22 protein-coding genes and 1 pseudogene are annotated in these 23,543 nt (G+C 71.5%); 10 read left to right on the top strand and 13 right to left on the bottom strand.

Translation table 11 applies throughout. The features are described from left to right. Nucleotides 1-390: 390 nt before the first annotated feature. Nucleotides 391-1,224: an MBL fold metallo-hydrolase gene (locus tag ABZS42_RS11770; protein WP_355144264.1), complete on the bottom strand. Its 834-nt coding sequence runs from the start codon at nucleotides 1,222-1,224 to the stop codon at nucleotides 391-393. A gap of 97 nt (nucleotides 1,225-1,321) precedes the next feature. Then, on the bottom strand, nucleotides 1,322-2,272 hold the full coding sequence (locus ABZS42_RS11765) for an NmrA family NAD(P)-binding protein (protein WP_355144262.1): 951 nt from the start codon (nucleotides 2,270-2,272) through the stop codon (nucleotides 1,322-1,324). Nucleotides 2,273-2,480: 208 nt separating this feature from the next. Here ABZS42_RS11765 and ABZS42_RS11760 point away from each other — a divergent pair, with 208 nt between their 5' ends. Continuing rightward, on the top strand, nucleotides 2,481-3,326 hold the full coding sequence (locus ABZS42_RS11760) for a helix-turn-helix transcriptional regulator (protein WP_355144260.1): 846 nt from the start codon (nucleotides 2,481-2,483) through the stop codon (nucleotides 3,324-3,326). A gap of 59 nt (nucleotides 3,327-3,385) precedes the next feature. On the opposite strand, the gene ABZS42_RS11755 is transcribed toward ABZS42_RS11760, so the two are convergent. Continuing rightward, nucleotides 3,386-3,700, bottom strand: a complete 315-nt coding sequence (locus ABZS42_RS11755; protein ID WP_355144258.1) for a CHY zinc finger protein — start codon at nucleotides 3,698-3,700, stop codon at nucleotides 3,386-3,388. Nucleotides 3,701-3,710: 10 nt separating this feature from the next. Then, the gene (locus ABZS42_RS11750) at nucleotides 3,711-3,965 is read right to left on the bottom strand and encodes a hypothetical protein (protein WP_355144256.1); all 255 of its coding nucleotides are present in this window, start codon (nucleotides 3,963-3,965) and stop codon (nucleotides 3,711-3,713) included. Between the two features lie 117 nt (nucleotides 3,966-4,082). Here ABZS42_RS11750 and ABZS42_RS11745 point away from each other — a divergent pair, with 117 nt between their 5' ends. The 6 genes and pseudogenes from ABZS42_RS11745 to ABZS42_RS11720 all read left to right on the top strand — a co-directional run bounded on the left by ABZS42_RS11745 (nucleotide 4,083) and on the right by ABZS42_RS11720 (nucleotide 10,053). Then, nucleotides 4,083-7,088 (top strand): family 16 glycoside hydrolase, encoded by a 3,006-nt coding sequence (locus ABZS42_RS11745; protein WP_355144254.1) that lies wholly within the window; start codon nucleotides 4,083-4,085, stop codon nucleotides 7,086-7,088. A 155-nt stretch (nucleotides 7,089-7,243) separates the two neighbouring features. Next, nucleotides 7,244-7,582, top strand: coding sequence for a Pycsar system effector family protein (locus ABZS42_RS11740; protein WP_355144252.1), 339 nt, complete (start codon nucleotides 7,244-7,246; stop codon nucleotides 7,580-7,582). A gap of 150 nt (nucleotides 7,583-7,732) precedes the next feature. Next, nucleotides 7,733-8,071: an amphi-Trp domain-containing protein gene (locus tag ABZS42_RS11735; protein WP_355144250.1), complete on the top strand. Its 339-nt coding sequence runs from the start codon at nucleotides 7,733-7,735 to the stop codon at nucleotides 8,069-8,071. Nucleotides 8,072-8,190: 119 nt separating this feature from the next. Then, nucleotides 8,191-8,535, top strand: a pseudogene (locus ABZS42_RS11730) (ion transporter); the annotation flags it as partial. A gap of 275 nt (nucleotides 8,536-8,810) precedes the next feature. Continuing rightward, a complete protein-coding gene (locus ABZS42_RS11725; RefSeq protein WP_355144248.1) occupies nucleotides 8,811-9,032 on the top strand; it encodes a hypothetical protein in 222 nt (73 codons plus the stop codon). Nucleotides 9,033-9,321: 289 nt separating this feature from the next. Next, nucleotides 9,322-10,053, top strand: coding sequence for a response regulator transcription factor (locus ABZS42_RS11720; RefSeq protein ID WP_355144246.1), 732 nt, complete (start codon nucleotides 9,322-9,324; stop codon nucleotides 10,051-10,053). Nucleotides 10,054-10,080: 27 nt separating this feature from the next. Here the strand turns inward: ABZS42_RS11720 and rpsN are convergent, their stop codons facing one another. From rpsN to rpmB, 3 genes are read right to left on the bottom strand one after another with little or no spacing between them, the layout of a single operon-like run. After that, complete coding sequence (rpsN, locus tag ABZS42_RS11715) at nucleotides 10,081-10,386, bottom strand: 30S ribosomal protein S14 (RefSeq protein ID WP_355144244.1); 306 nt, start codon at nucleotides 10,384-10,386, stop codon at nucleotides 10,081-10,083. Next, a complete protein-coding gene (gene rpmG / locus ABZS42_RS11710; RefSeq protein WP_120673546.1) occupies nucleotides 10,386-10,553 on the bottom strand; it encodes a 50S ribosomal protein L33 in 168 nt (55 codons plus the stop codon). The genes rpsN and rpmG overlap by 1 nt, the downstream gene beginning before the upstream one ends. Continuing rightward, the gene (rpmB, locus tag ABZS42_RS11705; RefSeq protein ID WP_355144242.1) at nucleotides 10,553-10,789 is read right to left on the bottom strand and encodes a 50S ribosomal protein L28; all 237 of its coding nucleotides are present in this window, start codon (nucleotides 10,787-10,789) and stop codon (nucleotides 10,553-10,555) included. The genes rpmG and rpmB overlap by 1 nt, the downstream gene beginning before the upstream one ends. Before the next feature lie 164 nt (nucleotides 10,790-10,953). Between rpmB and ABZS42_RS11700 the strand changes: the two genes are divergently transcribed. Both ABZS42_RS11700 and ABZS42_RS11695 read left to right on the top strand, forming a co-directional pair. Beyond that, nucleotides 10,954-12,279: a GTP-binding protein gene (locus ABZS42_RS11700; RefSeq protein WP_355144240.1), complete on the top strand. Its 1,326-nt coding sequence runs from the start codon at nucleotides 10,954-10,956 to the stop codon at nucleotides 12,277-12,279. Next, the gene (locus ABZS42_RS11695; protein ID WP_355144238.1) at nucleotides 12,276-12,539 is read left to right on the top strand and encodes a type B 50S ribosomal protein L31; all 264 of its coding nucleotides are present in this window, start codon (nucleotides 12,276-12,278) and stop codon (nucleotides 12,537-12,539) included. The genes ABZS42_RS11700 and ABZS42_RS11695 overlap by 4 nt, the downstream gene beginning before the upstream one ends. A gap of 79 nt (nucleotides 12,540-12,618) precedes the next feature. Here the strand turns inward: ABZS42_RS11695 and ABZS42_RS11690 are convergent, their stop codons facing one another. The 5 genes from ABZS42_RS11690 to ABZS42_RS11670 all read right to left on the bottom strand — a co-directional run bounded on the left by ABZS42_RS11690 (nucleotide 12,619) and on the right by ABZS42_RS11670 (nucleotide 16,520). After that, complete coding sequence (locus ABZS42_RS11690) at nucleotides 12,619-13,374, bottom strand: SRPBCC domain-containing protein (RefSeq protein ID WP_355144236.1); 756 nt, start codon at nucleotides 13,372-13,374, stop codon at nucleotides 12,619-12,621. Between the two features lie 82 nt (nucleotides 13,375-13,456). Further along, nucleotides 13,457-13,846 carry a DUF6069 family protein gene (locus tag ABZS42_RS11685; RefSeq protein WP_355144276.1) on the bottom strand — a complete coding sequence of 130 codons (390 nt, stop codon included), beginning with the start codon at nucleotides 13,844-13,846 and terminating at the stop codon, nucleotides 13,457-13,459. A gap of 87 nt (nucleotides 13,847-13,933) precedes the next feature. Beyond that, a complete protein-coding gene (locus tag ABZS42_RS11680; protein ID WP_355144234.1) occupies nucleotides 13,934-14,542 on the bottom strand; it encodes a helix-turn-helix domain-containing protein in 609 nt (202 codons plus the stop codon). A gap of 148 nt (nucleotides 14,543-14,690) precedes the next feature. Then, complete coding sequence (locus ABZS42_RS11675) at nucleotides 14,691-15,356, bottom strand: helix-turn-helix domain-containing protein (protein ID WP_355144232.1); 666 nt, start codon at nucleotides 15,354-15,356, stop codon at nucleotides 14,691-14,693. Nucleotides 15,357-15,515: 159 nt separating this feature from the next. Then, nucleotides 15,516-16,520 carry a zinc-binding alcohol dehydrogenase family protein gene (locus ABZS42_RS11670; protein ID WP_355144230.1) on the bottom strand — a complete coding sequence of 335 codons (1,005 nt, stop codon included), beginning with the start codon at nucleotides 16,518-16,520 and terminating at the stop codon, nucleotides 15,516-15,518. A gap of 353 nt (nucleotides 16,521-16,873) precedes the next feature. Here ABZS42_RS11670 and ileS point away from each other — a divergent pair, with 353 nt between their 5' ends. Beyond that, nucleotides 16,874-19,996: an isoleucine--tRNA ligase gene (ileS, locus tag ABZS42_RS11665; RefSeq protein WP_355144228.1), complete on the top strand. Its 3,123-nt coding sequence runs from the start codon at nucleotides 16,874-16,876 to the stop codon at nucleotides 19,994-19,996. Between the two features lie 50 nt (nucleotides 19,997-20,046). Here the strand turns inward: ileS and ABZS42_RS11660 are convergent, their stop codons facing one another. After that, complete coding sequence (locus ABZS42_RS11660) at nucleotides 20,047-23,424, bottom strand: BTAD domain-containing putative transcriptional regulator (protein ID WP_355144226.1); 3,378 nt, start codon at nucleotides 23,422-23,424, stop codon at nucleotides 20,047-20,049. Between the last annotated feature and the right edge of the window lie 119 nt (nucleotides 23,425-23,543).

Raw genomic sequence — 23,543 nt, 5'->3', positions numbered from 1 at the left:
AGCCGCTGCACGACCTGCCGACCGATGCCCCGAGAACCCCCGGTGACGATCGCCACCCGCTGCGCCTTGCTCATGTGAAGCCTCCGTTGACCCTGCGTCCGTTCTGCGGCATATCGAGCCTTCCCCTTGGATAGGCATCAGATCCAACGAATCTTGTTGATTCACCCCATCTGTTCCGTTGATCCATTCATGAGGCCAAACGCCCGGGAGCCCGAGGACTCGGGCCGGCGCACCGCTTTGCTAGGGCCCTTGCACCGTTCCGACGGCGCAGGTGATCGCCTTGAACGGCAAAACCCTGCGGGGAGCCAGCCGTGCCGACGGCGGGCGAATTCACCTGCTGTCCGCCTTGGACACCAGGTGAACGGTGGCGGACAGATCACCGACGACCGGTCAGGCGTCCGAGAGCGGCCGGAAGTGTGCGGGAAGCCAGGCGTATGCGCCGTCGGCGCGGCGCAGGTGACCCACGCCGGGAAATGGGAGATGGGCTGCCGCCACCCACCAACGGTGCTCGGTGACCAGTTCGAACACGTCGTTTCGCGCGACCACGGCGAGGTCCGGCTCGTTGTCGATCGCGATTGACACCTGCGGGTGCGGCAGTTGGACGCTGTGACTGTGCACGATGTCGCCCCAGAAGAGCACCGTCTCCGCGCCCTCGCCGAACAGGTACCCGGTGTGGCCGGCCGTGTGGCCGTGCTGGTGGTGCGCCCGCACACCGGGCAACACGCGGGTGGTGTCGAAGGCGTCGAGCCGACCGGCCCGCCGGTACGGGGCCAGACTGGCGGCGGCCGCCTGATGGATCTCACGTTGGACGCCCTCGGCCCGCGTGGTCCGATCCGGGTCGAGCCAGTACTCGACGTCGTCGGATGCGACGTGGACGGTGGCGCGTGGGTAGACGACGTCGCCGTCCGCGGTGACGAGGCCACCGGAGTGGTCGGGATGCAGATGTGTGATCAGGATGTGCTCGATGTCGTCCGGAGTGACGCCGGCGGCGGACAGGCTGTCGAGCAGGTGGCCGGTGTTCGGACCGAGTGTCGTGCCGCTGCCAGCGTCGACGAGGACGTGTCGGCCGTCCTCCTCGACGAGGAAGGCGATGACCGCGGTGTACGGGTCGCCGTCCTCCTCGAGGTGAGCGTCGGCGAGACGAGCCCTCACCTGCTCTGCCGGTATGCCACGCAGGTCTGCGGCGAAGATGGGCACGTACCCGTCGTACAGGGCGGTGATCATGCGGTTCCCGATGCGGAATCGCTGGAACCCGGGCGCCTGTGTCGGCTGACTGAGCATGGGTGGATTTCGCTTTCTGCTGTTCAGGGTCTGGGTGTGTTCACTCGGCGGTGACGGCTGCCCTGACGAATTCCTCGAGGGTGGTCGCGGTGGTGATCGTCCCGGCTGGGCGGTGCACGCGGATACGGCGTTCTGCCACGTCGAGGGTCATGTCGACCATGGCGGCGGCCATGTGGTCGGAGAATCCGTTGGCCTTCAACCCGGCGCGTACGGCGTCGGCGGTCCGGACGTCGTACCGGGCCTCCCGCACACGGGCAGCCGCGCCGATCAGCCGGGTGGCCTCGGCGAGCGTCCGGTCGGCCGGGCCGACCAGCTCCACCGGCCCGGGCGTGAGCGGACGGTCGCCACGCAGGAGTTCAGCCGCGACGCGCCCGATATCCGCGGTGGCGATCATCGGCAGGGGAAGGTCGGGTGGGATCAGTCCGCCGGTGGCGCCGGTCGCCCGGATGGCGGCGATGTCGGGGAGCAGGTTCTCCATGAACGATCCAGCCCGCAGGTGGACCGCCGGTACGCCGGTGGCGTCGATCGCCTGCTCGAGTTGCCTCAGTCCCCATACCGGCCCGCGTGCCTCGGCGTAGTTGGCCGCCCAGCCGCTGAGGGTCACCACACGCCGTAGCCGGCCGTGACGGTGCGCGGTCTGCACGGCGTACGCCTCAGCGGCGATCACGGCCCGCTGGTAGGCATGGAAGTCCGAGCTGTCTGGGATGAAACCCGGTGCGATCATGACGAATGCGCCGGTGGCGTTGGCCATGACCGCGGCGAGGCGGTCCGGGTCATCCAGCGCGCTGAGGTAGGTCAGGGCGCCGGAATCGGCGTACGGGCGCAGCCGGTCGTGCTCGCGCCCCACAGCCACCACCGTCGATCCGCCGTCCAGTAGGGCTCGGGCCACGGCTGAACCGGTGGCGCTGGTGGCGGCGGTGACCACGAAAAGGTCCGGTTCCGCCTCGACGTGTCCTGCGGAAGTGCCGGTGTATGAGCGCGAATCGTTCATATCGCCAGTGTGAGACGGCCCGGGAGGGCCAACCAGACAATGCCGTGGATACCCAAGCGACCACAGAAAGCCGACAGAGCGGGACGATCAGGACGCCCGGGTGTTGGCGTGGCCGCCCCGTCGACGATCGCAGGGCTCCGGGTACGAGATGCCACGGTATCCACGACATGGGCAGGCAGTGCACCCGATACGCGGAGACACTGGAGAGATGAACGGCACCTGGTCGTCGTCAACGGAACTGGGCGCGTTCCTGCGCAGCCGACGGGCGGCCCTCACTCCGCAGGAGGCAGGTGTGCCCTCCTGGGGCCAGCGGCGTGTGCCCGGTCTCCGGCGTGAAGAACTCGCCCAACTCGCAGGCATCAGCGCGACGTACTACACCCGCCTGGAGCAGGGGGAGAGCCACCAGATCTCGGACTCCGTCCTGGATTCCCTGGCGCGCGTGCTCAAACTCGCCCCGGACGAGCGCGCCTACCTGGTCCGGCTGGCCCGGCCGGAACGGACCAGCCGCCGTACCGGCGAGCCGGAACGGGTACGCCCCGCAGTCCAGACCCTCGTCGACGCCGCAACGGGCCAGGCCGCGATCATCGTGGGACGACGCGCCGACCTGCTGGGCGGCAACCGGCTCGGCTACGCCCTGTGGGGGCTGCCCGCACCGGACAGCGGGTCCGGCGAGCCGCGGCCCAACATTGCCCGCATCACGTTCCTCGACCCATTGGCCCGGGACCTCTTTCCCGACTGGGAAGCGCAAGCGAGGGACATCACCGGCTACCTGCGCCACGCTGCCGCTCAGTACCCGGATGACCATGAGCTACACACGCTCATCGGCCAACTGAGTGTCCGTAGCCCCGACTTCGTCCGGATCTGGGCCGAGCATCCGGTGAGCGACTGCGCGCACTCGACACGCGAATACCGCCATCCGCAGGTCGGCAGCATGATGCTGAACGAGGAGGTGGTCCGGCTGACCGATGACCCGGGGGTGCGGATCATCTTCAGCGGCGCGGAGAACGGCACCGAGTCGGCGGAACGGCTTCGCCTGCTCGACACCCTCACCTGAGGGTGAATCACCCGGCCGCGGTAGCGCCCCGAGCTTCGCCGGCGCAGGGTCGAGTCCGGTCACCGCACCTGGAAGTAGAGGTGGGTGTGCAGCCGGCAGCGTTCGTTGAACGCCGCGTGGCAGTTCGGGCAGGAGTCGACCGAGAGGTACTCCTCGATGGTCAGCTCGGTACGACAGACGCCGCAAAGTACGGCATGCTCCCCCCGCTGGTCGACCGGCCACTGGCTCGCGGGATGGCCGGCGGTCTCCTCGTGGCAGAGGTGGCACGGGTAGTAGCGCTGGCAGCAGGCGAACTTGATGGCGACGACGTCCACGGGCGTCGCGTAGTGGACGCACCGGGTCTGGTCGTCGACGGTCTTCCCGTGGATCTGCACACCCGGCAGCCTAGTTCTCCTCGATCTCGGGATTGAGCTCGACCTGATCCGGCTCGAACCCATCCAAGGTCAACTCGGGATCCTTGCGGTCGGGGCTTCCACGCGCCCCCGATGCCCCGACTTCAAGGAAGTCGAGTCGATCGACATCACGCCGGAGCGCGAGCCGTCGCCGTTCGGCGGAACGATCCGGACACCCATGAGAACCCGACGTCGACGGATGAACGGAAGCTTTCGCACAAACATTTAAAACTTTCCATGTCTCCATCTAAAGTGATAGTGTCGGCGATCGATCTTTCGTCTCACGAGATCGATCTGCCCACCCTGGCGGGAGAAAGTGGGACGGCTTTCCCCGGCCGGGACCCGTACCCACCTCGGAGGACCGATGACCGGACCGAACCGATGGCGGTATCGCCGCCGCACCGCGCTCGCCAGCGCGAGTGCCGCACTGGCGACCCTGCTCGCCACCGCCCCTGTCACCCCGGCCGCAGCCGTACCCGGCACCGCTGACGTACCACCGCAGGAACCGGGCGTCACCCTGCGCTCGTACGACATGGGCGTCCCGCTGCCGGCGCTGTGCACGCTGAAGCCCGCGCAGACGCCGAACGTCGACAAGCTGATGCCGCAGATCAACTGGACCACCACGGACGAGTTCGGCCTGTCCGACCGGTTCATCACGCACGCCATCGCCAACCTCACGGCACCGGTCGACGGCACGTACGCGTTCCGGCTGACCAGCGACGACGGATCCCGCCTGACGATCGGTGACCAGGTCGTCGTAGACCACGACGGCCTGCACGGCGAGACTGCCAAGGAGGGCTCGGTCGACCTGACCGCCGGCCTGCACCCGCTGCTCGCCGAACTCTTCGACAACGGCGGCGGCCAGGTGCTGCGACTGGAGTGGCGTCCCCCCGGCACCGACGCCTTCGAGCTCGTACCGGCCTCCGCGCTGAGCACGGATGCCGACGTCGTACGCGTGACGGCACCCGGCTGGAAGTACTGCGAGGGCGCCGCCGACTCGGCCGGCGACGGCATGCCGCTGGACCGGGTCCACCCTGGTTACACCCTCACCGACCTCCGTCCCGACGGCTTCCAGCCGCAGGTGACCGGCATGGCCTTCATGCCCGACGGTGATCTGGTCGTCTCCACCTGGGGCGGCACCGACAACACCACCGGCGAGATCTACCTGATCGAGGGGGCCACCGGGCAGACCGGCCCCGATCAGGTGACCTACCACCGCTTCGCGGAGGGGCTGCGCGAACCCCAAGGTGTCGCGGTGGTCGACGGCACCGTCTACGTCAGCCAGAAGCACGAGCTGACCGCCCTGCGTGACACCGACGGCGACGGCGTCGCCGACACCCACCGGACGGTCGCCACCTGGCCGTGGGGCCAGAACTTCCACGAGTTCGCGTTCGGCCTGCTCTACCGGGACGGGTACTTCCATCTCAACCTGTCGGTCGCCATCGACCTCGGTGGCGCCACCACGATCCCCCAACCCGCCCCGAACCGCGGCACCTCGATCAAGGTCGACGCGAAGACCGGCAAGATCACGTACGTCGCCGGCGGGCTCCGCACCCCCAACGGAATCGGGTGGGGTCCACACGGCGAGGTCCTCGTCACCGACAACCAGGGCGGCTGGCTACCCGCGTCGAAGCTGGTCGAGATCAAGCAGGGAGCGTTCTACAACCACTACACCACCCCGGCGGGCCCGTTCGACGACAAGCCGGTGACCCGACCCGTCGTCTGGCTCCCGCAGAACGAGATCGGCAACTCGCCGTCGACTCCCGTACTGCTCAAGCGGGGGCCGTACAAGGGGCAGCTGGTCGTCGGCGACGTGACCTACGGCGGCCTGCAACGCGTGTTCCTCGAGAAGGTCGAGGGGCAGTACCAGGGCGCCGTGTTCCGGCACACCCAGGGCCTGGAGGCCGGAGTCAACGAGGTCGCCCTCGGCCCGGACGGCGCGCTCTACCTCGGTGGCCTGGGCGCGGGCGGCAACTGGGGCCAGGAGGGCAAGCTCTCCTACGGCCTGCAGAAGCTGACCCCGAACGGCACCTCCGTGTTCGAGGTCAAACGGATGCGCGTGTCGCACGTCGGGTTCGAGCTGGAGTACACCGAGCCGCTGTCGGCCGAGACCGCGCAGGACCTCGCCGACGCGTACCAGGTGACGCAGTGGCGCTACGGCGCGACGAGCCAGTACGGCGGCCCCAAGCTCGACCTGGAGACGCTCGACGTCGCCAAGGCCGAGCTTTCCCGGGACGGCCGCACCGTCAAGCTCAACATTCCGGGCCTCAAGGAGAATCGCGTCGTCCACGTGCGTTCGCCGCGCCCGTTCTCGTCCGCCGACGGCGAGGAGCTGTGGAACACTGAGGCCTGGTACACGCTCAACGAGATCCCGGGTCGCGTGGTGCAGCCGCAGACGTTCTTCGAGGCCGAGGAGGGCCGGACCGTCGGCGTCGGCATGGCGACCGACCACGCCGCCTACTCCGGCGCCGGGTTCGCCGCCGGGTTCGCCGAGGACGGCTCGTCGACCAGGATGTCCGTCGGCGTCCGGAAGAGCGGCAGGTACGACCTGGCGATGCGCTACAGCAACGGTCCGAACCCCTACTCGGGCGAGAAGCAGCTGAGTTTGTACGTCAACGGTCAACGGGTGGAGCAGACCGTCTTCCCCTCGACCGTGACGTGGGAGGAGTGGGGCACCGTCACCACCACCGTGCCCCTACGCGAGGGTCGCAACCTGGTCGAGTACCGCAAGGAGGCCGCCGACTCCGGACACGTGAACCTCGACGTCCTCGCCGTCCGGCCGCACGGCGAGCGCATCACGTTGTTCGACGGTGGCGACCTCGCCGAGTGGCAGCACAGCGACGGGCGCGAGCCCGAGTGGGCGGTCGCCGACGGCACCATGACGGTACGCGGTGGCGACCTGCGTACGGTGCAGGCCTTCGGCGACTTCCGCCTGCACGCCGAGTTCAACCTGCCGCTGTACCCGCCGGACGTGACCGGTCAGGCGCGCGCCAACAGCGGCGTGTACCTGCAGGACCGCTACGAGATCCAGGTGCTGGACTCGTTCGGCATCGACCCGCCGCAGACCAACGACGCCGCCGCCATCTACCAGCAGAAGGCACCGGACGTGAACGCGGCACGGCCACCGCTGACCTGGCAGACGTACGACATCGTCTACCGGCAGGCGCGCTACGACACCGCCGGCAACAAGGTGGAGAACGCGCGCGTCACGGTGGTGTGGAACGGCGTCACCGTGCACGACGACGTCGAGATCCTCGGCCCGACCGGCGGTAGCCGGCCCGAGGGCCCGGCCACGGGCGCAATCCGGCTACAGGATCACGGCAACCCGGTCCAGTACCGCAACATCTGGATCGAACCGCTGGATCGGTAGCCTCGCCGGTCGCCTGACCGCGGGCGGTCGGGTCCGGTTCGCCGGCCCGGCCGCCCACCGTGAGGATCATCGTCGAGACCGCCTCGGATGCCTGTACGCACCTGCCCGTGGGGACTTCATCCTCCCGGCTGGAGTCGGCCGCGAGGGATCAGCCGGTGCCCGCCAAATGGACGGTCGGCGGATGGTGGCCAGCCGCCAGGCCCAAGACCGTCATGGGGCTCTTCGTCAGCCTCGCCGTCACCACCACGACCGGGCCCCTGAACGGTTGGGCGGTAGGCACTGCGACGGCGATGTTCCTGGCCAGCACACTGCTGCTGGTCTGGGCCGTCCGACCACGCCTGGGCGTCGGTGGACGTGGACAGCAGGAGTACTTCGCGCACTTCGCCAGGTTCGTCGACCGGACGGACGACCTCGCGCGGGAACTCGCGTGCGTCCCTGACGACGTGAACGCGCGCAAGGCCGCTCAGCTCACGCACAGGATCGATTCGCGGTAGGGCAGTGGCGGAGTCGGGTACCGGCCGGGTGGCCGGCCGGTACCCGGCACTCGCGAACCGGCGGGGACGACGTGGCCCGGAGGCAATACCATTCCGGCGCCTCTCAATCGGAAGCACCCGTCGACCTTTCGTCCTTTGTGGAGTGCGAGCATGGCGCGCATGGATATCTACGAGGATGCCCGTACGGTGTCACGGGCCGACCTGGCCGGCTGGCTGCGTCAGCTGGCGAACCAGCTCGAGTCCGACGGGCGGGTCTACTACGGCGCCGCCGGCGCGGTCGCGGTCGCGGACGAGGTGCGGTGCGAGCTGGAGATCGAGCGGGAGAGCGAGACGGAGCTCTCCGTCGAGATCGAGTTCTCCTGGACCGTGCCCGCGCCGGTGAAGGCGGCGGAGCGGGAGACCGAGCCCGCCAAGGACGACGAGGCGGCCGAGGAGCCGACGGCCGAGAAGAAGGCCGAGCCGACGGCCGAGGAGACGCCGCAGGCGTGATCGTGCAGCGACCGGAGGGCGGCGGCGACGCCGGCGCCCGCCGGGCGAGCGACGGAGAATCATGACGCCCCCCCGTTCGGAGCCGGAGGCATCGGCTGGCCGTTGCGTGCCAGGAGTTGGTGAACGCCTCCTGGTTCGGCCTGGCGAGCTTCGTCGTCATCGTCGTCAACTCGTTGGTGCTCGGCTTGGAGACCTACGGCCGGGCGGTCATGGCGGCCGGTGGCCTGCTGCGGACGGTCGAATACGCCTGCCTCACCTTCTTCGTGCTCGAACTGCTGGTGCGGTTCGGCGCGCACCTCCGGAGTCCGGCCGGGTTCTTCCGGGACCGCTGGAACGTGTTCGACCTGCTCATCGTCGCCGCGCCGCTGGCGCCCGGGGTACGGGAGAACGTGACGCTGCTGCGGCTGCTGCGACTGGCCCGCATCGTGCGCGCGTTCCGCCTCTTCCCCAGCCTGCGGGTGATCCTGGTCGGCATTCGGCGCAGGATCTGGAGCGGCGGCTTCCGGAGGCTCCGGCCGGCGGCCCCCAGGGATCGGCAGTGGCTCGGCGCCACGCCCGGCCGACGGACCGCCGACGGGCTCGGGGCAAGCGGGGCGGCGCCGGCGGCGCGTCGAGAGGCGCACGGCCGAAGATCGAGAAGTCGGTGTCCTCTGTGGAGCATGCTCGACGCGGATGATGTAATTCATCCCGATCGGTCCCCTCCGGGTGAGATGTCAGCCCGGGTATCGAAGGAGAGCCCATGTCCGTCACCGCCGACCTCAGCAAGCTGGTCGACAAGGCCTACCAGGACCAGACCCTCGCCGAGCTGGTCGACGCCCCGGTGGCCGCCCTCGCGGGGGTCAGCGAGGGCGGCGCCAAGCTGCTCAAGGAGGCGCTCGGCATCGTCACGATCGGCGACCTCGGCCGGAACCCGTACTTCCGGGTCGCCCAGGCGCTGGTCGCCCTGAACTCCGGCAAGTAGGCACCCGAGTCCGTGACGCCCGGCGGTGACCCGAACCCGCCGGGCGTCACGCCCCGAAGGTGGGGCTGGGCATACCCGCGGAAGTGGATCCAGGCGGCTGGGTCGACGCCGGCACCGCCGATAGCGTCGATGGCATGACATCGCCCCAGCTCCCGCGCCTGGCCACGGCGCTGCGCCACCCCCGCTACCTGGTCTCGCAGTGGCCGTGGCGAGCGCTGGGCTACCTGGTGTCCACCGCCCCGATCGCCGGCGTGCTCTCCGTCGGGCTGCTGCTGGTCGGGGCACCCCTGTGGGCGGCCGTCAACGCCGTACGGCAGCACGGCCGCCCGACGAGATCGCCGAGGACGAGGTCCTCCTGCGCGAGGGGCTCGTCGGCCTGCTGGAGCGGTTCGGTTTCGAGGTACTCGCCGCCGTCGGTTCCGCGCCGGAGCTGCTGGAGGCGACCCGCGCGCACCGGCCGGACCTGGTGGTGACCGACATCCGGATGCCCCCTGGCCGGCGCGACGACGGTCTACGGGCGGCGGTCACGTTGCGCTCGGAGCGACCGGAGCTCGCGGTGATGGTGCTCAGCCAGCACGTGCAGGCCGAGTACGCCGCCGCGCTGCTCGACAGCGGAGACGGCCGCCGAGTCGGCTCCCTGCTGAAGGACCGGGTCGCCGAGGTGGTCGAGTTCGTCGAGCATCTGCGTACCGTCGCCGGCGGCGGCACGGTCGTCGACCCCGACGTCGTACGCCGGTTGTTGCACCACCCGCGGGACCCGCTGGCGGCGTTGTCGCCGCGCGAGCGGGAGGTGCTGGCGTTGATCGCGGAGGGCCGTTCGAACGCGGCGATCGCTGCGGCGCTGCAGGTCACCGAGGCGGCGGTCGGCAAGCACGTCGGGAACATCCTCACGAAGCTCGGCCTGCTGCCCAGCGACGACACCAATCGGCGGGTACTGGCGGTCCTCACGTACCTGCGTGGCGGCCCGGCGGCCGATCCCGGCGGCGCGACGTGGACCGGCCCGGCCACCGACCTACGCTGAGGCGGCACGGACCGACCACGCCGGACGTCACCAGGACGCCTTGCGCACACCCGGCAGCTCGCCCCGCAGCGCCATCTCCCGGAACCTGATCCGGGACAGGCCGAACCGGGCGAGAACTCCGCGCGGTCGTCCGTCGACGACGTCCCGGTTGCGTAGCCGTACCGGGCTGGAGTCCCGGGGCAGCCGTGCCAGGCGGCGGACGGCCTCGTCGCGTACCGCCGGGTCGGTGTCGGGGTGTGCGATGGACCGCTTCAGCTCGGCGCGGCGGTCGGCGTGCCGCGCGACCAGCTCCTCCCGGCGGGCCTGCCGGTTGACGAGACCGTCGCGGGCCATCAGCGCTCCTCCCGGAACTCGACGTGCCGGCGCACGAGCGGGTCGTACTTGCGCAGGACGAGGCGGTCCGGGTCGTTGCGCCGGTTCTTCCGGGTGACGTACGTGTACCCGGTGCCGGCGGTGCTGCGGAGCTTGACCACCGGACGGATGTCGGTCTGTCGGGCCATCAGATTCGCACCCCCCGGCCACGCAGCTCGGCGACGATTGCCTCGATGCCCTTGCGGTCGACCGTCCGCAGCGCCTTCGCGGTGAGGGTGAGGGTGATCCAGCGCCGCTCGGACGGCAACCAGTAGCGGTGACGCTGGAGGTTCGGGTTCCACCGGCGGCGGGTGCGCTGATGGGAGTGGGACACGGCGTTGCCTAAGCCTGGTTGGGCCCCGGTGACGTCACATCGTCTGGACACGCGGACTCCTTCTCGTTGATGCTCGACCTTAACCGTAATGGTTTTCGTTTCTACTCGGGCCGGCCGGGCGCCGCGACAGCGGGGGTGCCGGCCACCCCGCTCGACGGACCGGCCCGTCGGTCACCCTATAATGACAACCGTTTTCAACAAGCGACGAGAGGATCGTGATGTCGACGTCACCACTCGCGCCCGCCGGCACCGTGACCGGAGAGGCCGACCTCCGGCCGTCACTGACCGTGCTGAGCGGCTTCTGGCCAGCAACCACGTACGCCGCCGCCCGCGCCCTGCTCGCGGCGGACCCGTCGCTGCTGTTGGTGCGCCACGACCTCACCGAGGTGCACGCGGGCGCGGTGCAACGCATCGTCCGCGACGGCAACGGCCTGCTGGAGGACGTGCGCGTCAACCTCGCTCACGGATGCGTCTCATGCACGCTCCGTGAGGACGTGCTGCCCACCCTGGCCCGGCTCACCCGCACCCACCCCGGTCGGGACCTGCTCCTGATGCTCCCCGAGGTGGCCGAGCCGGAGGCGGTCGCCGCAGCCTGCGCGCACTGTCTCGTCGACGGCGCGCCCGTCACCGACCTGCTGCGCATCGACTCGTACGTCACGGTGGTGGACGCCGAGCACCTGATCGACGGCCTGGCCACCACCGACGACCTCAAGGCCCTGGGCATCCACGCCGCCGCCGACGACGACCGTGCCGTGGCCGACGTGGTCGTACGCCAGATCGAGTACGCCGACACGATCGTCCTGTGGGGACTGTCCCGAGACGGGGAGTTCGACACCAGCCGGCTGTCGGTGCTGCTGGACCGGATGGCCCCGTGGGCCACTCAGGTCCGGGTCGACGCGGACCTGGTCGATACCCACGCGCTCAGCCGCCGGCTACGCGACACTCGACGTCACCGGCCCGACACGCCAGGCGTACTGACCCGTGGCCTGGAGGGGTACGCGCTCGGTACGCACGAGCCGCACCCGGACTGCGGGGTCGTCTCGGTGCTGTTCCGGGCGCGCCGCCCGTTCCACCCCGAGCGTCTGCACGACGCGCTGGAGGAGCTCAACGCCGAGGCGATCCGGTCGCGGGGACACCTGTGGCTGGCCAGCCAGCCGGAGACCGTGATCGCCTGGGACTTCGCCGGCGGCGGACTCGGCCTGGGTTCGCTCGGACGCTGGCTCGCCGTCCTGCCGGACGAGCTCTGGGCCGACACGTCCGATCACCGGCGGCTCGCCGCCGCGCTGGACTGGGATCCCTACTACGGCGACCGCCACCAACATCTGGTCTTCATCGGCCTGGACCTGGCCGCCGCCGACCTGCACCGCACCCTCGCCGCGTGCCTGCTCACCGACGCCGAGCTGGCCGACGGCGAGGAGGTCTGGCGCAGCTATCCCGACCCGTTCGCCGGCTGCTTCCCCCTCGTCACCCTCACCCCGGACGGCAGTCCCGATCCCGATCTGTCCGACAGTTCCGCCGACCCCGAAGGAGAGAGCGCATGAAGCGCGGCATCCACCCCGAGTACCGGCCGGTCGTCTACCGCGACCGCGCCGCCGACTTCGCCTTCCTCACCCGTTCCACCGCCACCAGCGACCAGACGATCGAGTGGACCGACGGCAACACCTATCCGGTCATCGACGTGCAGATCTCCTCAGCGAGCCACCCGTTCTGGACCGGGAAGCAGCGGCTCGTCGACAGCGCGGGACGGGTGGAGCGGTTCCGGGCACGCTACGCCCGGCACGGGGCGCAACGGTCACGCTGAGGTCGCCCCGCACCGCGGCCGGGGCCGTCTCCCGGGCCGATCCGGGAGACGGCCCCGGCCGTCGGCGTTCCGGAACCCGTCAGGCGATCGGGAGCTTGTCGGCCCACGCCTGCCAGGCCTGCTCGGCCCGGGCCGGGTCCTGGTCGCCGTAGAGGTGGTGGCCGAGAACCAGGACGTTGCCCCGGTCGGTGCCGGAGTGCAGGAAGCGGTAGAGGGCGTCGTCGGTGCGGACACCGACGTAGGTCGGCAGGCCGACGAGGTCGACCACCCCGTCGATCGGCAGCAGCCCGTCGACGGTGAGTCGGACGCGCCGCCCCTCCTCCATCGGGCCGGCGATCCCGAAGGCACCGGCCACCGCCGTCCAGACCTGGTCGGGCGTGCCGGCCTGGGGCCGGAACGCCGCGACCGGTGCTCCGGCCCGGCCGGGGAAATGGGCGAGGTACGCGGCCAACGTGCCGAGGTACATGTCCCAACCGGCCTTCATCGCCTCGTACTCGGTCTCCCAGTTGTCGCCGAGCACCCCGCTCTGCACCAGTCGCAGCACGGTACTCCCCTGGTCACGCCCCTCGATGAGGTATTCCATGGCCAGGAAGCTGCTGTCCGGTCCGGGCACGGTGCGATTGGCGAACCGCTTGCCCGGCTCCCAGGCGATGACCGTCGCCACCTCGGTGTGACCGGCCATGGTGAGGCTGCTCCGGCCGCCTTCGCGGGGCTCGACCTCGCTCCGCCCCATGAACCAGGAGTCGAGGCCGGGGCCGGTGGCGATCGCCTCCCAGACCTGATCCGGAGTGGCCGCCAGCTCGATGTCCTTCTGCAGCTCGAAGTGGTGTCCCATCACGTTGAACCTTTCGCTGGGTGTTCGGAATCGGGGTCGGGGGGCGGCCGGCCACGGACGGTGCCGGCCGGTTCGGCGGGAGTCAGCGGTCGGCCGTGCGCCGGCGCAGCATCGGCAGCAGCGCCACGGCCACCACGACGTGGAGCACGCAGAGCATGACCCGGGTGTCCACCGTGGCCTGCTCGATGAGGACCGGGACGAAGGACGCCAGCAGCACGGTGCCGGCGAGTGCGCCCCAGGCGCTCCGCGCGTGCCGGGTGAACCGCTCGAGCAGCGCCAGCGATCCCCAGCCGAGCAACGCGAAGACCAGGCTGAACGCGGCGATCTCCGGCAGGATCAGCTGGTGCGACTGGGTCGCGCCCGGGTCGGTGAGGGTGAAGTCGGTGCCGGCGGCACGGCCGGCCAGGTAGAGCACGCTGTTCGCGACCACCGCGCCACCCACGCCCAGAGCGCGCCGGCGGCGACGCCGGATGGTGGCGCTGACGGTACGGGTGGCCGGCCGGGTCCGGACGGCGATCGGGCTGGTCGTGCGGCGATCGGGCTGGTCGTGGCGGTCATGTCAGGACTCCTCGGATGCGTCGCGGCTGGTCGGTTCGGCGCTGGGATGCAGGGCGAGCACCACTCGGTGCTCGCGGCCACCTGGGGCGTTCTCGTCGTGGTAGCGGGCGACCAGTGCGCCGATCGTGGCCGCCAACTCTTCGGCGAACGCGGCCCGGTCGGTCGCCGAGGCGAACCGCACGTTGGCGTCGACGGCGAACGTCGCGACCCGCTTCTTCGCCCGGTCGGCACCGGTGATCAGCGAGCCGACGTCCTGTACGAGGCGGGCCGCCAGCGCGAGCAACCACCGCGCCGACAACCGGTCCGGCGCCTCCGCCGGGTCGGGTCGCACCGCGGCCAGGGCCGCCGGCGAGATGACGTACGACGTGGCGGTGGCCCGCATGACCCGCTCGGTGACGTTGCCCTTGCGGCGCTCCTCCACCAGCTCGATGAGGCCGTGCTGCTCGAGCGCGCGGAGGTGGTAGTTGACCTTCTGCCGAGGCAGGCCGACCCGGGCGGCGAGCATCGTCGCCGAGGCCGGCTCGGCGAGGGCCGCCAGGAGCCGGGCCCGCATCGGGTCCAGCGACACCTCGGCCGCCGCCGCGTCCTCGATCACTGTGATGTCGAACATGCCTTGACTCTCTCACCGACAAATTTTCTTGTCAAGACAAATCGAGTTGTCGGTGTGCGGCAGAAAGAGAGCGACCCCCGTGCGGCGCCCCCTTCGAGGGGTGTCCGCACGGGGGTCGCTCGATGGTTCGCGGCCCGGCGAGCCGCGGTCAGTCGACCGGCGACTCCTGCCCGGCGGGACGCCGGTAGACGCCGTACCACCAGGTGTTCGCCAGCTCGAGGGCGGCGGCCTCGTCACCGCTGCCGTCATCGGTGGCGACATGGTCGGAGAGGAAGCGCTCACCGCCGATCACGATCAGACGACTCGCGGCGGCGATGTCGACGTCCTGCGGCGCCCGCCCGGCCCGCTGCTCCTCCTCGAGCACGTGGACGGTACGCCTCAGGAACTGGTCGAGCCTCGCCCGCCAGAACCCGCGGATCGCCGGCTCGTAACCGGACACCTCGTTGATCGCGGCGAGCACCCCGCGGTGCCGGCGGTAGATGGCGATGATCTCCCGGAAGCCGCTCACCAGCGCGTCCAGCCCCACCGAGTCACCGGGCGGCGCGCCCACCTTCGCCGGCTCCCACTCCCCGGCGACCCCGAACGCGGCGTCGGTGAACGACTCGGCGAGCCGCAGCAGCAGCTGCGTCTTGTCGGCGAAGTGCAGGTAGAAGGTCGATCGCGCGACGCCCGCCTCCTGGGCGATGCGCTGCACCCCGAGCTCCGTGAAGCTCTCCCCCTCCGCCAGCAGGCGCTCGGTGGTGGCGAGGATCCGCGCCTCGACGGTGAGACGCCGGTCGGCGCCGGCAGAGCGTCGTCGCGTGATCGAAGGCATGACCACGATCCTATGCGTCCCGGCGCGACCACCGGTCCACTTGCCCGGACACCCCGTCCGACAGAATGACCGAACAAGCCCCGCGAGGTGACCCGCCGACCGAGCGCCGGCCGTGGACCCCGGTGGTCGTCCACGGCCGGACACGGCCGAGCCCGACAGTCAGAAGCCCGCGACGACCACCTTGCCGATGGTGGCGGAGGTTTCGACGAGTTCGTGCGCCCGACGTAGGTTCTCGGCGTTGATCGGGCCGAGCTGCCGGGTCAGCGTGGTACGAAGCAGCCCGGCTTCCACCAGGCGCGCCGCCTCCTCCAGCAGCTCGTGCTGGTTCGGGTCAGTCGGCAGGAACAGCGGTCGGGTGAACATGAACTCCCAGTACCAGGCGATGCTCTTCGCCTTCAACGGCAGCACGTCCAGTTCTTCCGGATCGTCGATCGCCGTGATCTGGCCGCCGGGGCGGACGATCTCCGCGTACCGCTCGACGTTGCCGGCCGTGAACGCGCTGAGCAGGTAGTCGACGCCGTCCGGAGCGACGGCGCGGACCGAGTCGACGAGGTCGTGATGGTCGACCACATGGTGGGCGCCGAGCTCGCTGACCCACTGCCGTGACTCGGGCCGCGCGGCCGTCCCGATCACGGTCAGGTCGGTCAACGCCCGCGCGAGCTGCACCGCCATCGACCCGACGCCACCGGCGCCGCCCACCACGAGCAGTGTTCCGGTAGCGCCTTTCGCCAACCGGAACCGATCGAACAACGTCTCCCACGCAGTGATCGTGGTGAGTGGCAGCGCCGCCGCCTCGGCGAAGCCGAGTGTGTTCGGCTTGTGCCCGACCACGTGCTCGTCGACGGTGTGGAACTGGGCGTTGGTGCCCGGCCGGCCGATCGAGCCCGCGTACCAGACCTCGTCGCCGACCGCGAACCTGCTCACCCGCTCACCCACGGCGACGACCACGCCGGCCGCGTCGTAGCCGAGCACCTTCAGCTCGCCGCCGGGATCGTTGCCGGCGCGCACCTTGACGTCCACCGGGTTGACCGACACCGCCTCCACCCGGACCAGCAGGTCATGCGGTCCGGGCGTGGGCACCGGGATCTCGGCGTCCATCAGACTCTCCGGATCGGTGATCGGCAGGCTCCTGCGGTAGCCCACCGCTCGCATCAGATCGTTCATACCCTGGACGTTATCCAGGGGGTACCCCTCCGTGCCGCCCGCACGCGGAGTACTCCCCCCACTCGGCCGGGACGCCTGCGGCCACACCCGGCTGGGATAGGATGGTCACGGAAGGCGCAGATGGGGACGAGTACCGTCGCACGCAGCCAGTAGCGATCCGGGGATGGTGGAAGCCCGGAGGTGTGCGCGGCGGGAAGATCACCCCGGAGCCGTCGGAAGAAAGGCCGCGAGGCCGAGTAGACCCGACCGCACCCGAAACGAGAGGGCCGGACACCGGCCAAGGAGGGTGGTACCGCGGGGCCCCGGCCTCGTCCCTCCGGCGGAGCTTTCACACACGCGCCGACGGAGGAGCGATGTACCGCAGCGTACCGACGCAGGTCGATCTACCCGACCTCGACCACCAGGTCCTGCACTTCTGGCACGCCAACAGCGTCTTCAGGCGCAGCCTTGAGCAGTCCGCGGGCCGGCCCGAGTGGGTCTTCTACGAGGGCCCGCCGACCGCCAACGGCATGCCCGGCGCCCACCACATCGAGGCACGCGTCTTCAAGGACGTCTTCCCCCGCTACAAGACCATGAAGGGCTTCCACGTCGCCCGCAAGGCCGGCTGGGACTGCCACGGCCTGCCCGTCGAACTCGCCGTCGAACGGGAACTCGGCTTCTCCGGCAAGCAGGACATCGAGAAGTTCGGCATCGCCGAGTTCAACGCCCGCTGCCGCGAATCGGTGACCCGGCACACCGACGCGTTCGCAGAGCTCACCGAGCGCATGGGCTACTGGGTCGACATGGACGACGCGTACCGGACCATGGACCCGGAGTACATCGAGTCCGTCTGGTGGTCGCTGAAACAGATCTTCGACAAGGGCCTGCTGGTCGAGGACTTCCGGGTCGCCCCGTGGTGCCCCCGCGACGAGACCGGCCTCTCAGACCACGAGCTCGCCCAGGGCTACGAGACGGTCGTCGACCCGTCGGTCTTCGTCCGGTTCCCGCTCACCTCGGGCCCGCTGGCCGACCGGGCCGCCCTGCTGGTCTGGACGACCACCCCGTGGACGCTGCCGTCGAACGTCGCGGTGGCGGTCCACCCCGACGTGCGGTACGTGGTAGCCAGTGACGGCAACGAACAGCTCGTCGTCGCCGAGCCGCTGCTGGCGTACGCGCTGGGCGACGGCTGGGAACTCACCGGCGAGTCCTTCAAGGGCAAGGAACTGGAGCGGTGGACCTACCGGCCGCCGTTCGACCTCGTCGAGGTGCCCGACGCGCACTACGTCGTCCTCGCGTCGTACGTGACCACGGACAGCGGCACCGGCCTCGTCCACCAGGCGCCGGCGTTCGGCGCGGACGACCTGGCCACCGCCCGGACGTACGGGCTGCCGATGGTGAACCCGATGCAGTCGAACGGCCGCTTCGAACCGGAGATCCCACTCGTCGGCGGAAGGTTCTTCAAGGAGGCCGACCGGCCCCTCATCGAGGACCTCCAGCTGCGGGGGCTGCTCTTCAAGAACGTCCCGTACGAACACACCTACCCGCACTGCTGGCGCTGCCACACCGCGCTGATCTACTACGCCCAGCCGTCCTGGTACGTGCGGACCACCGCCGTGCGCGACGCGCTGCTGCGGGAGAACGAGCGGACCACCTGGCACCCCGGCACGGTCAAGTACGGCCGCTACGGCGACTGGCTCAACAACAACGTCGACTGGGCGCTCTCCCGGCGGCGCTACTGGGGCACCCCGCTGCCCATCTGGCGCTGCCCCGACGACCATCTGACCTGCGTGGGCTCGCTGACCGAACTCAGCGAGCTGACCGGGACGGACGTGACCGGGCTCGACCCGCACCGGCCGTTCATCGACGACGTCACCTTCGCCTGCCACTGCGGCAAGACCGCCCACCGGGTCCCCGATGTCATCGACGCCTGGTACGACTCCGGGTCGATGCCGTTCGCCCAGTTCGGCTACCCGTACCGGAACAAGGAGCTCTTCGAACAGCAGTTCCCGGCGCAGTTCATCTCCGAGGCGATCGACCAGACCCGTGGCTGGTTCTACACGCTGATGGCCATCGGCACGCTGGTGTTCGACCGTTCCCCGTACGAGACGGTGGTCTGCCTGGGCCACATCCTCGCCGAGGACGGCCGCAAGATGTCCAAGCACCTGGGCAATATCCTTGAGCCGATCCCGCTGCTGGAGCAGCACGGCGCGGACGCGGTGCGCTGGTTCATGGCCGCCGTCGGCTCGCCCTGGTCCGCCCGGCGGGTCGGGCACACCGCCCTCCAGGAGGTCGTCCGCAAGACCCTGCTGACCTACTGGAACACGGCCGCCTTCCAGTCGCTCTACGGCCGTACCGCCGGGTGGACCCCGTCGGCCGGGGACCCGGCGCCGGCCGACCGGCCGGTACTCGACCGGTGGCTGCTGTCCGAACTGAACACGCTGGTCCAGCAGGTCGACGCCGCGATGGCCGACTTCGACACCCACCAGGCCGGCCGGCTGCTCGCCACGTTCGTGGACGACATGTCGAACTGGTACGTGCGGCGCAGCCGGCGGCGCTTCTGGCGGGGTGACCGGGCCGCGCTCGCCACCCTGCACGAGGCGTTGAACACGGTCACCCTGCTGCTCGCACCGCTGACCCCGTTCATCACCGAGAAGGTCTGGCAGGACATGGTCGTGCCGGTGGACCCGGAGGTGCCGCAGTCGGTCCACCTCGCGCCGTACCCGGTCGCCGACGAGTCGCTGATCGATCCGTCGCTGTCCCGGCAGATGGCGCTCGCCCGGCGGCTGGTCGAGCTGGGCCGGGCGGCCCGCGCCGACTCCGGCATGAAGGTCCGGCAGCCGCTGTCGCGGGCGCTGGCCTCCGCGGGCGGTTTCGAGGAGCTCTCGCCGGAGCTGCTGGCGGAGATCGCCGCCGAACTGAACATCGGGTCGGTCGACCCGGTCGGTGAGGCCGGCGGGTCGCTCGTGGACACCACCGCGAAGGCTAACTTCCGGACGTTGGGCAAGCGGTTCGGCAAGACGGTGCAGCAGGTGGCCAAGGCGATCGCGGCGGCCGACGCGGCCGCGCTGAAGGAGTCGTTGCGCGACACCGGGTCGGCCACCGTCCAGGTCGGTGAGGAGACTGTGACGCTCGGCCCGGACGAGGTGGTCGTCACCGAGACCCCACGGGAGGGTTGGGCGGTGGCCAGCGACGCGGGCGCGACGTTGGCGCTCGACCTGCACCTCACCCCGGAGCTGCGCCGGGCCGGCGTGGCCCGGGACGCGATCCGGCAGATCCAGGAGGCGCGCAAGTCCAGCGGCCTGGAGGTGACCGACCGGATCGAGCTGCGCTACCGCGCGGACCGGGAGGAGACCGCACTGGCCCTGCGCGAGCACCGCGACCTGGTGGCCGAGGAGGTGTTGGCGAGCGACTGCGCCGAGGGCGAGCCGTCCTGGGCGGACGCGTCACCGTTCACCGACGAGTCGCTGGGTCTGACCTTCTGGCTCCGGAAGTCCTGAGCCGAGGCGGGGTACCCCGGGCCACCGCGGCCCGGGGTATCCCGCGCCCGTCACGAGGCCGCCGCGAGGCGTGCGGCGAGCGCATTCGCCGTCCGGTCGTGCGCGGTGGCCTCGTCGTCCCGGCCGAGCGCGGTGGCCAGGTCGGCCAGGTGCCGGGCCACCGGGCCGAGGCTGAGCACACCGCTGCCCGCTCCGCCCAGCTCGGCCGCGGCAGGCAGCAGCTCGGCGTACGCGTACCGCATCGCCGGCTCGTCGCCGGCGGCGAGCGCGGCCCGGGCGGTGAGGCAGAGCCGGGCCTCCCGGAGCAGGTCGTACGGCGATTCGGGCAGCGCGCGCAGCGCGGCGACGGCCTCGTCGCGGCGGCCGGCGGCGGCCAGCTCCAGCGCCCGCACCCACGGCTCGTACGGACCAAGGTCCGTTCCGTCGCCGGGCACCCGCACCGGCGCGCTCGGAGACGTGTCGTCCAGTCGCAACGACAGCAGCGCGAGCGGCAGCAGGCCCCGCGCCATGCCGGGCATTGCCGCGGCGGGGGTTCGGGCCGCCGCCCGCCGGTAGGCGACCGCCGCCTCGGCGGAACGTCCCAGCAGGGCGAGGCGTAGCGCTTCGTACCATCCGGTGAACACCCCCACCAGGGGCAGGTCGTGCCGGGCGGCGAGCCGGTCGGCGGCGGCCGCGGCCGCGTCGGCGGCGTCGAGGTCGGCCAGCGCGCAGCTCGCCTGCAGCACGACGAGGTGGCCGAGCACCTCGAAGGTCACCAGGTCGTGCCGGGCCGCCAGGTCGGCCAGTTCCGCGCCGAGGCGCGCGCGGTCAGGGGCGAGGCCGGTCCGCTCGAAGCTGTGCATGAAGCGGGCGTTGAGCGCGAACGCCAGCAACGCCGGTCGACGCAGCCGCCGCGCGATCGTCTCCGCCTCCACGGCCGCTCGGCGCCCGCGGTCGCCGGTGGTCCCCCGCAGCTCCAGCGCGAGCGTGCTGAGCAGTCGACTACGCAGCTCCGGGTCGTCCGCGCCGACCAGGGCCAGGGTCCGGTCGGTGGCCGCCACGATCCGCTGGGAGAGCTGTTCGTCGTCGTTGCGGGTCCACACCGCCGGCACGTCGAAGGCGGTGAGCACGGCCGCTACCAGAGCCGGATCGTCGAGCGTCTCGGCCGTGCCGATCGCCTCGCCACGGTAGCGCCGGGTGTGCTCCAGGTGCCCGGTCACGGCCAGCGCCCGGCCGAGGCCCATCACCGCCGTCAGCCGCCCGCGCACGTCGCCGTCGCCCGCCCGGTCGTGGGCGTCGACCGCCTGCTGCCACAACCGGGCCGCCTGGTGCGGGTGGGCGCGATGTTCGGCCTGCTCGGCGGCGGCCCGGGCGTAACGGGACGCCCGTGCGGCCGTGGCCCGGGTCCCCGCCTGGCCGAAGTGACGGGCGAGGGTCACCACGTCGTCGGGGTGCAGCCGCTCGATCGCGGCACCGGCAGCGGTGTGCCAATGGGCCCGCCGCGGCGCGGACAGGTCAGCGTAGAGCGTGTCCCGGACCAGGACGTGTGTGAACCGCAGCTCGCCGTCCTCCTCGGTGAGGAATCCGGCAGCCAACGCCCGGTCCAGCGCGTCGAGCACCGTCGCGTCGCCCTCCGTGAGCATTGCCAGCACCTCCGGATCGACGTCCCGGCCGAGGACCGCGGCCTGCCGCAGCACGTCCTGTGCCGCGGCGGGAAGCCGGGTGAGCCGGTGCCGGATGACGTCGCGCACCCCGGCCGGCACCCGCTCCAGCGCGGCGTCACCCTCCGCCGCGAGGAGCCGGGCCAGCTCCCGTACGAAGAACGGGTTGCCGCCGCTGCGACGGTGGATCGACCGCACGGCGGCTCCGTCCAGGTCCCGCCCGACCACCGCCCGAGCGAGTTCGCCGGTCGCCGGTTCGGCGAGCCCACCCAGGTAGACGCGGAGGGGTTCGATCCGGGCGAACCGGGCCAACGCCGTGGTCAGCTCCGGCGTGATCTCGCTGGCCCGGTAGGTGCCCACCACCAGCACCGGGCCGGTGACGGGCTCCGGTTCGGTGAGCAGCGCGGAGAGCAGGTCGAGGGTGCCCTCGTCCGCCCGATGCAGGTCGTCCAGCACGAGCAGCACCGGCCCGCGACGGGCGACCCCGGCGAGCTGCGCCGCGGCGGCCCGGTGCAGGCGGAACCGGGCCACGGCCGGATCGCTCCCGGCGCCCTCGGAGACCTCCGCCTCGGCGGGCGGCGCGGTTCCGGTCGCCGCGGTCAGCTGGTCGGCGATCTGCCGCCACGGCCAGGCCACCGGGGCTCCGTCGTACTCGGGGCTGCGCCCCCACGCCGTGACCCAGCCGGTCGACGTCAGCTCGCCGGTGAGCGCCTCGGCGAGCGCCGACTTGCCGGCGCCCGCGTCCCCGGAGACCAGTGCCAGGACAGGTGAGCCCCCTCGGCTGACCCGTTCGGCCGCCTGCCGCACGCGGGCCAGTTCCCCGTCCCGCCCGACGAGCGGGTGCCGTTTCACGCCGTCGCCCAGCCCGCGGGCCGCCTGGGCGGCGACCCGCACGGCGAGGGCACCCGGGCCGGCGACCCGCGCGGTGGGGGCGGCCGGGCCGGCGACCCGCGCGGTGGGGGCGGCCGGGCCGGCGAGATGCGCGGTGGGGGCGGCCGGGGCGGTGAGGTGTGGCGCCTGGGCGAGGATGTCGGCCTCCAGTTGCCGCAGCCGTGGGCCGGGGTCGACGCCGAGCCGCGCCACCAGCGTCTCCCGCGCGCGGCGCAGCTCGGCCAGCGCGTCCCCCTGCCGGTCCGCGCGGTACAGGGCGAGGGCCAGCAGCCGCCAGGCGTCCTCACGCAGCGGCTGGTCGGCGACGTGCCCCCGCAGATCGGAGGCGGCCTCGGCGGCGCGACCGGCGGACAGCAGCGACTCGGCCCGCCGCTCGACGGCCAGCAACCGCAGCTCGTCCAGCCGGTCGATCTCCGCGCGGGCCCAGCTCCGGTCGGCGTACTCGGCGTAGGCGGGGCCGCGCCACAGGGCGAGCGCGTCGTCGAGGCGGGCCAGTGCCTCGCCGGGCTCACCGGTGGTGAGCAACTCCGCCGACTCGCTGACCGCCGCCTCGAACCGCCAGGCGTCCACGGCGTCCGGTGCCGGATGCAGCGCGTACCCGGGCGGCGCGGTCACCAACAGGCGGGGCGGCCGGCGGGGCGGCCGGTCCGGCTCCAGGGCGCGGCGCAGGTCGGCGACGAAGGTCCGCAGCGCGGCCACGGCACCGACCGGCGGTTCCTCCCACAGGGCGTCGACCAGCCGGTCGACCGGCACCATCCGCCCCCGGGCGACCAGCAGCCTGGCCAGCACGGCGCGCTGGCGGGCACCGCGGAGCGGCACCGCGCCCCGCGCGTCATCGGCCCGTACCGCCCCGAGCACACCGAACGTCACCTTGGGCCCGTCCGGCTGGCTGGTCATGGCCCCAATCTAGGCAGGCCCACCGGACCGCACGCCACTCATCCGACGCTGATCGGTTACTGATCACCCGGGCGCAGGCTCGACACGTAACGCCGGGCACGGCCTCTCGGCCCAGCCCG

The sequence above is a fragment of the Micromonospora sp. NPDC005367 genome (assembly GCF_040606825.1).
Classification (GTDB): Bacteria; Actinomycetota; Actinomycetes; order Mycobacteriales; family Micromonosporaceae; genus Micromonospora.
The sequence above is the reverse complement of the archived record's forward strand: the minus strand, read 5'-3'. Positions and strand labels throughout refer to the sequence as shown.